The sequence below is a fragment of the Nocardioides sp. Z13_37 genome (assembly GCF_058355585.1).
Window position 1 is genome coordinate 720941 of the sequence record NZ_JBZGDV010000002.1, and the last position, 11857, is coordinate 732797.

Here is an 11857-nt window from a genome sequence, read left to right on the forward strand (position 1 = left end):
CGACGATGACGCGAGAGACCGCGGCGGTGACCTGGTTCCGGGCCCCGTCCGGCGACGACCCCGGCACCCTCAACGCCTGCTACAACGCCCTCGACATCCACGTGGTCCGCGGCCGCGCCGACGACGTCGCGGTCGTCCTCGACGGCACCCCGCGGACCTTCGCGTGGCTGCTGGGCGAGGTCGCCGCGTGCGCCGGTGTGCTCCGCGCCTTCGGCGTCGGGGTGGGCGACGAGGTGGCCCTCGGCTCCGTGCCGCAGGAGGCCGGCGTCCTCGTCGTGCTGGCGGCCGCGCGGGTGGGCGCGGTGGTGCAGTACGACGACTCGGCCGGGGCCACCGGCAAGGTCGTGGTCCGCGGCGGGCCCGACGGCCTCGGTTTCGCGGTCGACGACGAGCACGTCCCGTGGGACGTCGCGCTGCGCGCCGGGCGTACGGACCCTGCCGGGTGCGCCGACGTGCCCGGCGACGCCGTGCTGTCGCGCCACGGTGCCGACACCCTCACCGTGCTCGACGCCCTCGGCGCGTCGGAGGGCCACGGTCCGCAGGCACCCGCGGGGGCCACCCTCGTGGAGGTCGGCGGGCTGACGGTGTGGTCGTTCGACGCGCCGGGCGCCGACTAGCGTCGTACGCGCGGCCACGTCGCTGACACACTGCGGGGGTGACTGCGCGAGACATCGTGATCCTCGGCTCCACCGGCTCGATCGGCACCCAGGCGCTCGACCTGGTGCGCGCCCACCCCGACCGCTTCCGGGTCGTGGGCCTGACCGCCGGCGGCTCGCACCCCGAGCTGTTCGAGGCGCAGGTCGCGGAGTTCGCGCCGGCGTTCTCCGGGCTGGGGGAGGAGGCCTCGACCGAGGCGGCCTCTCGGGCGTGCGACGTCGTGCTCAACGGCATCACGGGTGCCGTGGGGCTGCGGCCCACCCTGGCGGCGCTCGACGCCGGCAACACCCTCGCGCTGGCCAACAAGGAGTCGCTGATCATCGGCGGCCCGCTGGTCAAGGAGCGCGCGCGGCCCGGTCAGATCGTGCCCGTCGACTCCGAGCACAGCGCCATCGCGCAGAGCCTGCGCGCGGGCTCGGCCGACGAGGTACGCCGCCTCGTCCTCACCGCCTCGGGCGGACCGTTCCGCGGCTGGTCGGCCGACGAGCTGGCCGGGGTCACCCCCGAGCAGGCGCTCGCGCACCCCAACTTCGCGATGGGCCGGGTGATCACCACCAACTCGGCCACGCTCGTCAACAAGGGACTCGAGGTCATCGAGGCGCACCTGCTCTTCGACATCCCCTTCGACCGCATCGACGTGGTGGTCCACCCCCAGCAGCTCATCCACTCGATGGTGGAGTTCGTCGACGGCGCCGTCGTCGCGCAGCTCGGCCTGCCGACGATGCTGGTGCCGATCGCGCTCGGGATGGGCTGGCCCGACCGGGTCCCCGACGCCGAGGCGCCGATCGACTGGACGAGGGCCGCCGACTGGCGCTTCGAGCCGCTCGACGACGTCGTCTTCCCGGCCGTCACGCTGGCGCGGGCCGCGGGGGAGCGGGGCGCCACCGCGCCGGCGGTCTACAACGCGGCCAACGAGGTCGCGGTCGACGCCTTCCACGAGGGCCGGCTGGGCTTCCACGAGATCGTCGTCACGGTCGCCCACGTCCTGGAGCGCCACGACGTACCATCGAAGGAGCACCTCACCGTCGACGACGTGCTCGCCGCTGACGCCTGGGCGCGAGCCGAGGCCGCGGCTCTCATCTGACGTCTGCTCCCGAAGGATCGCCCTCACACATGTCCGCCCTGCTCTACACCCTGGGTGTCGTCGCCTTCGTCGTGGCCATCCTGGTCTCGATCGGGCTCCACGAGTTCGGGCACCTCGTGCCGGCCAAGAAGTTCGGCTGCAAGGTGCCGCAGTGGTTCATCGGCTTCGGGCCGACCGTGTGGAGCCGCACGATCGGCGAGACCGAGTACGGCATCAAGGCCATCCCGCTCGGCGGCTACGTCAAGATCGGGGGGATGCTGCCCCCGGGGGCCGAGCACCTCGTCGAGGAGACGACCTACGACGAGGACGGCGAGGCCGTCCACAAGGTGCGGCGATCCAACACCGGGATGTTCACGCAGCTGATCTCCGACGCCCGCGCCGCGGAGTGGGAGTACGTCAAGCAGCACGACACCGGCCGCCTCTTCTACCGCCTCACGTGGTGGAAGAAGGTGATCGTGATGGCGGGCGGGCCGATGGTCAACATCGCCATCGCGTTCGGTCTGTTCGCCGTGCTGTTCGCCACCTACGGCAACCCGCGCGACCAGGTCGTGGACCCGGTCGTCGCGGCCGTGCCCGAGTGCGTCATCCCCGCCGAGGAGCAGGGTCGCGCCTGCACCGCCGACGACCCGCCGACCCCGGCGAAGGAAGCCGGCATCCGGCCCGGCGACGAGATCCTGAGCTTCAACGGCACCCCGTTCCGCGACTGGGACAGCCTCCAGTCGCAGATCCGCGCCAACGCCGACGGCGACGCCGTCATCGAGGTGCGCCGCGGCGACGAGCAGCTCACGCTGACCACCAACACCACCGTCACGCTGCGCCAGGCGTCCGTGGAGGACCAGACGCTCACCGAGGTCGGCTTCCTCGGCGTGCAGCCGGAGACCCGCTTCGCCACGGGCGGGCTGCTCTACACCGCCGGGCAGATGGAGACGATGGCCGCCGAGACGCTCAAGGCGCTCGGCCAGCTGCCGGTGAAGGTCTACGAGGTGGGCCGCGCCGTCGTGGGCCTGCAGGAGCGCGACCCCGAGAGCCCGGTGTCCATCGTGGGCGGTGGCCGGTTCGCCGGCGAGGCGGCGTCGAGCGAGGCGTTCCCGCTGACCGAGAAGGTCGTGACGCTGCTCTTCCTGATCGCGAGCTTCAACTTCTTCATCGGCATGTTCAACTTCGTGCCGCTGCTGCCGCTCGACGGTGGTCACATCGCCGGCGCGCTCTACGAGGGCCTCAAGCGCGGTCTCGCCCGGCTCCGCGGGCGGCCCGACCCCGGGCACGTCGACGTCGCCAAGCTGCTGCCCGTGGCCTACGTCGTGGGGCTCGCCATGCTGGTGATGGGCGTGGTGCTGATCGTGGCCGACATCGTCGTCCCGCTGCGCCTGAGCTGATCGCGGCCACCCCCGTCGTGGGATCGGCGCACGCGGCTTGGGCGGTGTGCGATCCTGCCCGGGGGCACCGCTGCCGGGCCCGGCGCGGGAGGCGCGCCCGAGCAGCGGTGCCTTGCTGCCCGGCCCGTACGATGGCGCCATGACTTCCGGCCCATCCGTCTCGCTGGGCATGCCCGCCCTGCCGCCCCCCGTCCTGGCCCCGCGCCGCAGGACCCGCCAGATCAAGGTGGGCTCGGTGGGCGTCGGCAGCGACTCGCCGATCTCGGTGCAGTCGATGACCACGACGCTGACCTCCGACGTCAACGCGACGCTCCAGCAGATCGCCGAGCTCACGGCCACCGGCTGCGACATCGTGCGCGTGGCCTGCCCCAGCCAGGACGACGCCGACGCGCTGCCCGAGATCGCCCGGCACTCCCAGATCCCCGTGATCGCCGACATCCACTTCCAGCCCAAGTACGTCTTCGCGGCCATCGACGCCGGCTGCGCGGCGGTGCGGGTCAACCCCGGCAACATCCGCAAGTTCGACGACCAGGTCAAGGAGATCGCGCGGGCCGCCAAGGACCGCGGCACCTCCATCCGCATCGGCGTCAACGCCGGCTCCCTCGACAAGCGGCTGCTCGAGAAGTACGGCAAGGCCACGCCCGAGGCGCTCGTCGAGTCCGCGGTGTGGGAGGCCGGTCTGTTCGAGGAGCACGACTTCCACGACTTCAAGATCTCGGTCAAGCACAACGACCCGGTCGTCATGGTGCGGGCCTACGAGCTGCTCGCCGAGGCCGGCGACTGGCCCCTGCACCTCGGTGTGACCGAGGCGGGGCCGGCCTTCCAGGGCACCATCAAGTCGGCCGTCGCGTTCGGCCACCTGCTGAGCAAGGGCATCGGCGACACCATCCGGGTCTCGCTGTCCGCTCCGCCGGTCGAGGAGGTCAAGGTCGGCCTGCAGATCCTCGAGTCGCTCAACCTCAAGCCACGTCGGCTCGAGATCGTCTCGTGCCCGTCGTGCGGGCGCGCCCAGGTCGACGTCTACAAGCTGGCCGAGGAGGTCACCGCGGGCCTCGACGGGATGGAGGTGCCGCTGCGCGTCGCCGTCATGGGCTGCGTCGTCAACGGCCCCGGGGAGGCCCGCGAGGCCGACCTCGGCGTCGCCTCCGGCAACGGCAAGGGCCAGATCTTCGTCAAGGGCGAGGTCATCAAGACCGTGCCCGAGTCGCAGATCGTGGAGACCCTCATCGAGGAGGCCATGCGCCTCGCCGAGGGGATGGAGACCGTCGAGGGCGCCGAGGCCAGCGTCAGCGTGTCCTGACGCTCGAGGGGTGGGGGCCGCTGGTCGCACCGCCCCCGTCCCCCTAGGCTCACCCCCGTGCTGAGGACCCGCGAGCAGGTGCGCGTGCTGGGCCCGGGTGACCGGGACGCGTTCATCGCGCTCGCCGAGCAGGACCCGGTGGTCAACGTCTTCGCCGACTACCGGGCGCGCCTGACCAACCTCGACGAGCGGTGGCTCGGCGGCCAGGTCTGGGGCCGGTTCGAGGACGGGCAGCTCGTCGCGGGCTGCCACCTCGGCGCCAACCTGGTCCCCGTGCAGTGCACCCCCGACGACGTCGGCGCGTTCGCCGACGTCGCCCTGCGCCGTCGCAGCACCGTCGGCACGATCGTGGGCCCGGCCGACGTGGTGGCCGCGCTGTGGGAGATCGTGGAGCCGCGCTGGGCACGACCCCGTGAGATCCGCTCCGACCAGCCGCACCTCGAGGCCGACCGGGTCCCGACGGTGGCGGCCGACCCGGGCGTTCGGGTCACCAACTCCCGCGACCTCGAGCTGCTCTACCCGGCGTGCGTGGCGATGTACACCGAGGAGGTCGGCGTCTCCCCGGAGAACGACACCGGAGGGGGCGACCTCTACCGCGCCCGCATCCAGCAGCTCATCGGGCGCGGCTGGTCGATGGCGAGCTTCGACGCCGACGGGGTGGTCTTCAAGGCCGAGGTGGCCTGCCTGACGCCGTACGCCGCCCAGGTGCAGGGGGTCTGGGTGCGCCCCGACCGCCGCGGGGAGGGGCTCTCCACCAGTGGCATGGCGGCGGTCGTCTCCCACGTCCTCGGCTCGGGCATGGCGCCCGTCGTCTCGCTCTACGTCAACGAGTGGAACGCCCCCGCTCGGGCGGCCTACGCCCGGGTGGGCTTCCGGCAGACGGCCACCTTCGCCACGCTGATGTTCTAGCCCGACGGCTCAGGACGACCAGGCCGTGACCCACGCGAGCTCGGCGCCCGGCTCGTCCAGCCTGTCCCACGAGACGACCAGCCGACCGCGGTCGGCGTCGTAGTCGGCGTCGTGGACCAAGCGCTTCGTGCTGGTGTCACGCCAGACCCGCTTGCCGCCCCACGTGTAGGCGCCCACCGAGCGCGACCCGATCAGCACCAGGCGGCGGGCGCGGTCGATCTCCAGCTCGGCGGTGGCCTGCGCGGCGCGGTCGTCGTGCCGGATCACCTTCGTGAGCCGACCACTGCTCGACATCAACCGCACGCTCGCACCGCCGCGGGCCGTCGCGGTCGCGGCGAACACACGGTGGCTGCGCGGATCGACCTCGAGGTCCAGGACGCCCCGGCTGTGCGTGGAGCTCCAGGTGCGATCGAACGTCAGCGTGCCCGTGGCGTTCCAGGCGGTCACGGTGCCTTGGTCCGTGCGGCGCGTGACCGACCCGCCGACGTGCACCCGGTGGTTGCCGGGGTCGACCGCGATCGCCGACGCCTCCGCATCGAAGGCACCGCGGCGGTTCCGCACGCGCTTCCACACGCGCCCCTCGGTCGCGTCGTAGGAGAGCAGCACCAGGCGCTGGCCGTTCTTCGTGCGGTGGGTGCCCGCGAGGTACCAGCGATGGAGGACCGGGTCGACCGCGAGCACCGGCGTCGTGCCCGAGCGGGTGTGCGTGAACGACGCGTCCAGCGTGGACGCGCCGGCCCGGTCCAGGCAGGTGAGGTGCCACGTGGTGGCCCGCTTCGGCGTCCGGGTCCAGTCCCGGGAGGACAGGCACGAGGTGCCGGTGCCCGGGTCGACGACCAGCTCGACCAGCTCGCCCTTGCCCGCCACCTCTCGCGTCCAGCCGAGCGTCCCGTCGGACGCGACCGAGTGAACGACGGCCGTGGACCCGTCCTGGCCCGCCACGACGGCGCGTGCGGCGCCCGGGTCGTAGGCGAGCGCCATCGCCCCCGAGGCCGTCGGCGACATCCCCACCTCCCACAGGGTGGTCCCGGTCTCCCCGGAGACCCGGCGCAGCCGCTTGTGACCGGGCAGGTCGCTGTTGTGACCGAAGGTGAGCACGGCGCCGGTGGCGGGGTCGATGACCGACCCCGTCACCCACACGGTGCCCGCGTCCGCCTCTGCGCCGGCCCAGGCGGACTCCCAGGCGGCGTCGCCGGCGTCGGGAGCCGCCAGGGCCGGACCTGCCAGTACGACGGCCGACAGGGCGACCGCGGACGCGGTGGCGGCGGACAGGGCACGCGCAGGCGCGATCCGGCCGGGTCGGGCACGACGGGGGTGGAGCGGGTTCATGGGTTCCTCTCGAGAGGCGTGCGCGGGCGGACGACGCACTGGTGTGACGCGTTCCTACCCCCGTTCGGTTGTGGCCGAAACCGGACCGGCGGCCCACCGCCGGCGCCCGCGCGTGCCCGTCACCGGTCCGGCAGATCCGGTCACGCGGGTCGGCAGGCGGCACGGACCGGGCGAGAAGAAAAAAAGCTCCGGGGCCGACGTATCACGCAGAGGTGTACGCGCACCTGAGTAGACATGGGGACAATGGTCACCATGTCAGAGGACCGAAGGGCTGAGGGGCAGTCCGACCAGTCACCGTGGGACATGGCCAGTGGGGCGTTCATTGCGTGGCGTTCGGGGGACGCCGGTGCGGTGGACGAGCTGGTTTCCGCGATGACACCGGTGCTCTGGCACGTGGTGCGGGCCTACGGGCACGACAGAGAGGTCGCCGAGGACGTGATGCAGGCGACCTGGCTGGGCTTCGTACGGCTGCACCGGACCATCGAGGACCCGCAGGCGGTCGCGTCCTGGCTGATCACCTCAGCCAGGCGCGGCGCTGCCGCACAGGCGAGGGCCGCGCGACGTGCGACCCCCGTGCAGGACGAGGCGCTGCACGCCGCGCTCCCGGACGCGGAGTCGGCCGAGGCCCTCGCCGTGATGGACGACGAGGCGGCTCGGCTGTGGCGAGCGGTCGCGAGCGTCGACGAGCGGTGCCGCAAGCTGCTGCGGGTCGTGGCGTTCATGGACCGCCCCGACTACCAGTCGCTCAGCAGAGAGCTCGACATGCCGGTCGGGAGCATCGGGCCCACGCGGGCCCGGTGCCTGGCCAAGGTCCGGACCGCACTCAACGATGGAGGAACGCGATGACTGACGGGGATGCTGCCCTCCTGGGACGGCTGCGTGAGATGTGGGCGACCTACGACCCGCCCACGCCCGGACTGACCGAGACGATGATCGCGGCCGTCGCGGCCGCCGACCTCGACGACGAGTGGGCGATGCTCGAGCTGGTGCGCGACTCGCGTGAGGAGCCTGCGGCCGCTGTCAGGGGCGTGGCCACCTCGCGCATCCTCTACTTCACCGCCGCCGAGGGCTGGTCGCTCGACGCCGAGATCGAGGAGGGGCAGGTGCGCGGGCAGCTGCTCGACTTCGACGGGGACATGGAGTCCGTCGAGGTCGTGGTGGAGGCCGAGGACGGCCAGCGCTGGACGACGGGCCTCGACGACGTGGGGTTCTTCGTCCTCACCGCCGCGCCCACCGGGGCCGTGCGCTTCACGCTGGGAGACGGTCGCCGGTCGGCGACCAGCCGCTGGATCGATCTCTGAGCTCGATCCCCGGGCTCGGCCCTGAGCGGCGCGCCGCTCGCCCTCGCCAGGGCGAGCGGGCAATCTGGTTCGCGGTGCCCGCGAGCCCACCCCTATCGTTGCGCCCATGACTGGCCGCATCCTCCGCATGTCGACCCTGTTCGTGCGCACCCTGCGCGACGACCCCAACGACGCCGAGGTGCCGAGCCACAGGCTGCTGGTGCGCGCCGGCTACATCCGCCGTGCCGCTCCGGGCATCTACACCTGGCTGCCGCTCGGCCTGCGGGTGCTGCGCAGGATCGAGGACATCATCCGCCAGGAGATGGACGACATGGGCGCCCAGGAGCTGTCGTTCCCTGCGCTGCTGCCCAAGGAGCCCTACGAGGCCACGGGCCGCTGGGACGACTACGGCCCCAACATCTTCCGGCTCCAGGACCGCAAGGGCGCCGACTACCTGCTCGGCCCCACCCACGAGGAGATGTTCACCCTCGTGGTGAAGGACCTCTACTCCTCCTACAAGGACCTTCCGCTCTCGATCTACCAGATCCAGACCAAGTACCGCGACGAGGCGCGACCCCGTGCCGGCCTGCTGCGCGGGCGTGAGTTCGTCATGAAGGACTCCTACTCCTTCGACATCGACGACGCGGGGCTGGCGGAGTCCTACCAGAAGCACCGCGACGCCTACATCCGCATCTTCGACCGGCTCGGCTTCGAGTACGTCATCGTCAAGGCCACCTCCGGCGCCATGGGCGGGTCGGCGAGCGAGGAGTTCCTGGCCAAGGCCGAGGTCGGCGAGGACACCTACGTCCGTTGCACCCACTGCGACTACGCCGCCAACGTCGAGGCCGTCACCGTCCCCGCGCCGGCCGCCCTCGCGTACGACGACGTCCCCGCCGCGCATGTCGAGGAGACTCCCGACACGCCCACCATCGACACCCTGGTCGAGCACCTCAACACGGCCTACCCGCGCGAGGACCGGCCGTGGACGGCCGGTGACACGCTCAAGAACGTGCTCGTCGTCCTCAAGCACCCCGACGGCACCCGTGAGCCGCTGGCCATCGGCGTCCCCGGTGACCGCGAGGTCGACCAGAAGCGCCTCGAGGGCCAGCTGGAGCCGATCGAGGTCGAGGCGATGGACGAGGCCGAGATCGCCAAGCACCCCGCCCTGGTCCGGGGCTACATCGGCCCGGAGATGCTGGGCGAGGAGTCGACGTCCGGCATCCGCTACCTCGTCGACCCCCGGGTCGTCGAGGGCACCCGCTGGGTCACCGGCGCCAACGTGGCCGGGTCGCACGTGCTCGACCTCGTCGTCGGGCGCGACTTCACCCCCGACGGCACCATCGAGGCCGCAGACGTCCGCGACGGCGATGCCTGCCCGAGCTGCGACCAGGGCACCCTCGAGTCCGCGCGCGGCGTCGAGATGGGCCACATCTTCCAGCTCGGCCGCAAGTACGCCGAGGCGCTCGGGCTCAAGGTGCTCGACGAGAACGGCAAGCTCGTCACGGTGACGATGGGCTCCTACGGCATCGGCCCGTCGCGTGCCGTGGCGGCCATCGCCGAGGGCACGCTCGACGAGCTCGGCCTGTGCTGGCCGCGCAACGTCGCGCCCGCCGACGTCCACGTCGTCGCCGCCGGCAAGGACGAGGCCATCCTCGCCGCCGCCGAGGTGCTCGCCCAGGAGCTCAAGGGCGCGGGCCTCGAGGTTCTCCTCGACGACCGCGTCGGCAAGGTCAGCCCGGGCGTGAAGTTCAAGGACGCCGAGCTCATCGGCGTGCCGACCATCGTCACGGTCGGCCGCGGCCTCGCCGACGGCAACGTCGAGGTGCGCGACCGGCGCACCGGCGACCGTGAGGACGTCCCGGTCGGCTCGGCCGCCGTGCGCATCACCGACATCGTCCGCAGCTGACCGTCGACGACGAAGGGGTTCTCCGGCATGGCCCACGGGCAGATCGAGGCGGTCATCTTCGACTGGGGCGGCACGCTGACGCGCTGGCACGACGTGGACTTCCACGCCGAGTCGGTCGCGCTCGCCCAGGCCGTACGTCGTACGCCCACGCCTGACGACGACCACCACGCGTGGGCCACGCGGCTGCACCGGGCCGGCGACGTCATCTGGGGGCGCAGCCGCGACCACCAGCAGAGCGCGACGATCGCCGACCTCTTCACCGAGGCGGGCCTCGACCACGACCCCGAGCTGCTCGCCGCCTACTACGAGTTCTGGGAGCCGCACACGGCCACCGACCCCGAGGTGGGGCCGATGTGGCAGGAGCTGCGCGAGGCGGGGTTGAAGGTCGGGGTGTTGTCCAACACGATCTGGCCGCGCGAGTGGCACGTCGGCTTCTTCGAGCGCGACGGCGTGTACGACCTCGTCGACGGTGACGTCTACACGAGCGAGATCCCGTGGACCAAGCCCTCCCCGCGCGCCTTCCGCGCCGCGATGGACGCCGTCGGCGTCGACGACCCGGCGGCGTGCGTCTACGTCGGCGACCGGCTCTTCGACGACGTGTGGGGAGCCCACAACGCCGGCATGCGCGCGATCCACGTGCCGCTGAGCAACATCCCGGTCGCCCAGGTCGGCCACACCGAGGGCGAGCCCGACGCGACGGTCACCTCGCTGGCGCAGGTGCCCGACGTGGTGGGCCGACTCGGCACCGCCTGAGCGCACCGGTTCTGCAACTTCGTGCGTTGCATGAACATGCGAGTCGTTCCGTCTTACGTTCGGCCGGGATCGAATGCATGATTGTGCATGTCGCTCGACCTCCCCCACAGGTCGATCGACACAGGGTGATGCTGACCAACCCCATGGGAGCGGTCCGCGTCCTCGGCCTTTGGGAGAGATCTCGGGACTTTCCCAAGGGCTGAGGCCGCGGGCCGCTCTTCCCGTTTCCGGGGGTGGGGCGGTCAGGCCTCGTCGAGCTCCGGCGCCCCGGGCCAGGTGGCGGCGCTGCCGCCGAGCTCGACCTGCCACACCGCCGACCAGGTCGCCTCGGTGAGCGCCCACTCCCGCACGGCGCCGCTGGACTGGGCCACGAGGGCGAGGAGCACCTCGACGCTCGCTGCCTCGAGCCGTTGGACCGCACGCTCGACCTGCTCGGGTCGGCGCAGGGCGCCCGCCACGTCGTACGCGGCGGCGGCGGCGACCGGCACGCCACCGGCGTCGCCCACCATCAGCCGCAGCTGGTCGCGCCGGGCGCGGTGCCGCCGGTAGCCGGCGGTCAGGGAGTCGAACAGCTCGGGGGAGGTGGCCTGGGAGGTCCGCGCGCCGAGCACGCCGTAGGTGTAGAGCGCCGCGTGCTCGTCGGCCAGGGTCGCCTGCAGCGCGTCGAGGACGCTCATCCCGCGTCCCCAGAGGCTGACCCAGAGGCTGACCCAGACGCGGACCCGGGCCCGGACGCGGAGGGGGCGGAGGAGGCGAGGACGGCCGCGTGCTGCGCGGTCGAGGCGGCCACGCTGGCCAGCACCCGCGCGAGGTCGCCGCTCGCCGCGTCGAGGCAGCCGCGCCGCACCTCGCGCAGCAGGCGCTGCTCCGAGCGGCGGACCGCGGCCAGCGCCTGCCGCGGGACGGACGGGACCACGGGCGGGTCCACGGCGGGCACGTCGGCGTCGGAGACCGCCGTCGCCAGCACCGTGAGCTGGGCGGTGTGCGCGGTCGCCACGGGCTCCAGGAGCGGGGTCAGGCCGGGGACCGCCAGCGTCGCCGCCTCCAGCACGGACCGGGCCCGCACCAGCGCCGCGACCACTCCGGCCACCAGCTCGGAGTCCTCCGGCGGGGGCGGCTCGGCGTCCGTCGACCTGGCGTCGCGGCGCGGCGGGTCGATGTCGCAGGAGGCCAGCACGAGGGGCGCCGCGAGCGCCGCGCCCACCGTCGTACGACGGGTCAGCGGGCGTGCGGGCACCCCCGAACCCTAGCCGCCCGGCGCCC

The 11857-nt window shown here is 72.7% G+C and carries 12 protein-coding genes; 9 read left to right on the forward strand and 3 right to left on the reverse strand.

The features are described 5' to 3' along the window. Positions 1 to 5: 5 nt before the first annotated feature. From AC4H2S_RS08450 to AC4H2S_RS08470, 5 genes are all read left to right on the forward strand, one after another. Positions 6 to 617 (forward strand): hypothetical protein, encoded by a 612-nt coding sequence (locus tag AC4H2S_RS08450; RefSeq protein ID WP_491496510.1) that lies wholly within the window; start codon positions 6 to 8, stop codon positions 615 to 617. A 38-nt stretch (positions 618 to 655) separates the two neighbouring features. Next, positions 656 to 1741 (forward strand): 1-deoxy-D-xylulose-5-phosphate reductoisomerase, encoded by a 1086-nt coding sequence (locus AC4H2S_RS08455; RefSeq protein WP_491496511.1) that lies wholly within the window; start codon positions 656 to 658, stop codon positions 1739 to 1741. Between the two features lie 29 nt (positions 1742 to 1770). Then, positions 1771 to 3117 (forward strand): M50 family metallopeptidase, encoded by a 1347-nt coding sequence (locus AC4H2S_RS08460; RefSeq protein WP_491496512.1) that lies wholly within the window; start codon positions 1771 to 1773, stop codon positions 3115 to 3117. A 139-nt stretch (positions 3118 to 3256) separates the two neighbouring features. Then, positions 3257 to 4417 (forward strand): flavodoxin-dependent (E)-4-hydroxy-3-methylbut-2-enyl-diphosphate synthase, encoded by a 1161-nt coding sequence (gene ispG, locus AC4H2S_RS08465; RefSeq protein WP_491496513.1) that lies wholly within the window; start codon positions 3257 to 3259, stop codon positions 4415 to 4417. 57 nt (positions 4418 to 4474) lie between these two features. Then, positions 4475 to 5326, forward strand: a complete 852-nt coding sequence (locus tag AC4H2S_RS08470) for a GNAT family N-acetyltransferase (protein WP_491496514.1) — start codon at positions 4475 to 4477, stop codon at positions 5324 to 5326. Positions 5327 to 5335: 9 nt separating this feature from the next. Here AC4H2S_RS08470 and AC4H2S_RS08475 read toward each other — a convergent pair whose 3' ends face one another. Beyond that, a complete protein-coding gene (locus tag AC4H2S_RS08475) occupies positions 5336 to 6655 on the reverse strand; it encodes a hypothetical protein (protein ID WP_491496515.1) in 1320 nt (439 codons plus the stop codon). A 351-nt stretch (positions 6656 to 7006) separates the two neighbouring features. Between AC4H2S_RS08475 and AC4H2S_RS08480 the strand changes: the two genes are divergently transcribed. The 4 genes from AC4H2S_RS08480 to AC4H2S_RS08495 all read left to right on the forward strand — a co-directional run bounded on the left by AC4H2S_RS08480 (position 7007) and on the right by AC4H2S_RS08495 (position 10594). Then, a complete protein-coding gene (locus AC4H2S_RS08480; RefSeq protein WP_491496516.1) occupies positions 7007 to 7501 on the forward strand; it encodes an RNA polymerase sigma factor in 495 nt (164 codons plus the stop codon). Continuing rightward, entirely contained in the window at positions 7498 to 7956 is a 459-nt protein-coding gene (locus AC4H2S_RS08485) for a hypothetical protein (protein ID WP_491496517.1), read from the forward strand. The genes AC4H2S_RS08480 and AC4H2S_RS08485 overlap by 4 nt, the downstream gene beginning before the upstream one ends. Before the next feature lie 106 nt (positions 7957 to 8062). Continuing rightward, positions 8063 to 9841, forward strand: a complete 1779-nt coding sequence (locus AC4H2S_RS08490; protein ID WP_491496518.1) for a proline--tRNA ligase — start codon at positions 8063 to 8065, stop codon at positions 9839 to 9841. Between the two features lie 27 nt (positions 9842 to 9868). After that, on the forward strand, positions 9869 to 10594 hold the full coding sequence (locus AC4H2S_RS08495; RefSeq protein ID WP_491496519.1) for an HAD family hydrolase: 726 nt from the start codon (positions 9869 to 9871) through the stop codon (positions 10592 to 10594). A gap of 242 nt (positions 10595 to 10836) precedes the next feature. On the opposite strand, the gene AC4H2S_RS08500 is transcribed toward AC4H2S_RS08495, so the two are convergent. Both AC4H2S_RS08500 and AC4H2S_RS08505 read right to left on the reverse strand, forming a co-directional pair. After that, the gene (locus tag AC4H2S_RS08500; protein WP_491496520.1) at positions 10837 to 11271 is read right to left on the reverse strand and encodes a DUF4439 domain-containing protein; all 435 of its coding nucleotides are present in this window, start codon (positions 11269 to 11271) and stop codon (positions 10837 to 10839) included. Beyond that, positions 11268 to 11831, reverse strand: coding sequence for a hypothetical protein (locus AC4H2S_RS08505; RefSeq protein WP_491496521.1), 564 nt, complete (start codon positions 11829 to 11831; stop codon positions 11268 to 11270). Before AC4H2S_RS08505 ends, AC4H2S_RS08500 begins: the two co-directional genes overlap by 4 nt. Positions 11832 to 11857 lie beyond the last annotated feature (26 nt).

Bases quoted from the DNA above. Each gene is read 5' to 3' on its own strand.
- AC4H2S_RS08450 (WP_491496510.1), top strand. From the start codon at position 6: ATGACGCGAGAGACCGCGGCGGTGACCTGGTTCCGGGCCCCGTCCGGC.
- AC4H2S_RS08460 (WP_491496512.1), top strand. From the start codon at position 1,771: ATGTCCGCCCTGCTCTACACCCTGGGTGTCGTCGCCTTCGTCGTGGCC.
- ispG (WP_491496513.1), top strand. From the start codon at position 3,257: ATGACTTCCGGCCCATCCGTCTCGCTGGGCATGCCCGCCCTGCCGCCC.
- AC4H2S_RS08475 (WP_491496515.1), bottom strand. From the start codon at position 6,655: ATGAACCCGCTCCACCCCCGTCGTGCCCGACCCGGCCGGATCGCGCCT.
- AC4H2S_RS08485 (WP_491496517.1), top strand. From the start codon at position 7,498: ATGACTGACGGGGATGCTGCCCTCCTGGGACGGCTGCGTGAGATGTGG.
- AC4H2S_RS08490 (WP_491496518.1), top strand. From the start codon at position 8,063: ATGACTGGCCGCATCCTCCGCATGTCGACCCTGTTCGTGCGCACCCTG.
- AC4H2S_RS08495 (WP_491496519.1), top strand. From the start codon at position 9,869: ATGGCCCACGGGCAGATCGAGGCGGTCATCTTCGACTGGGGCGGCACG.
- AC4H2S_RS08500 (WP_491496520.1), bottom strand. From the start codon at position 11,271: ATGAGCGTCCTCGACGCGCTGCAGGCGACCCTGGCCGACGAGCACGCG.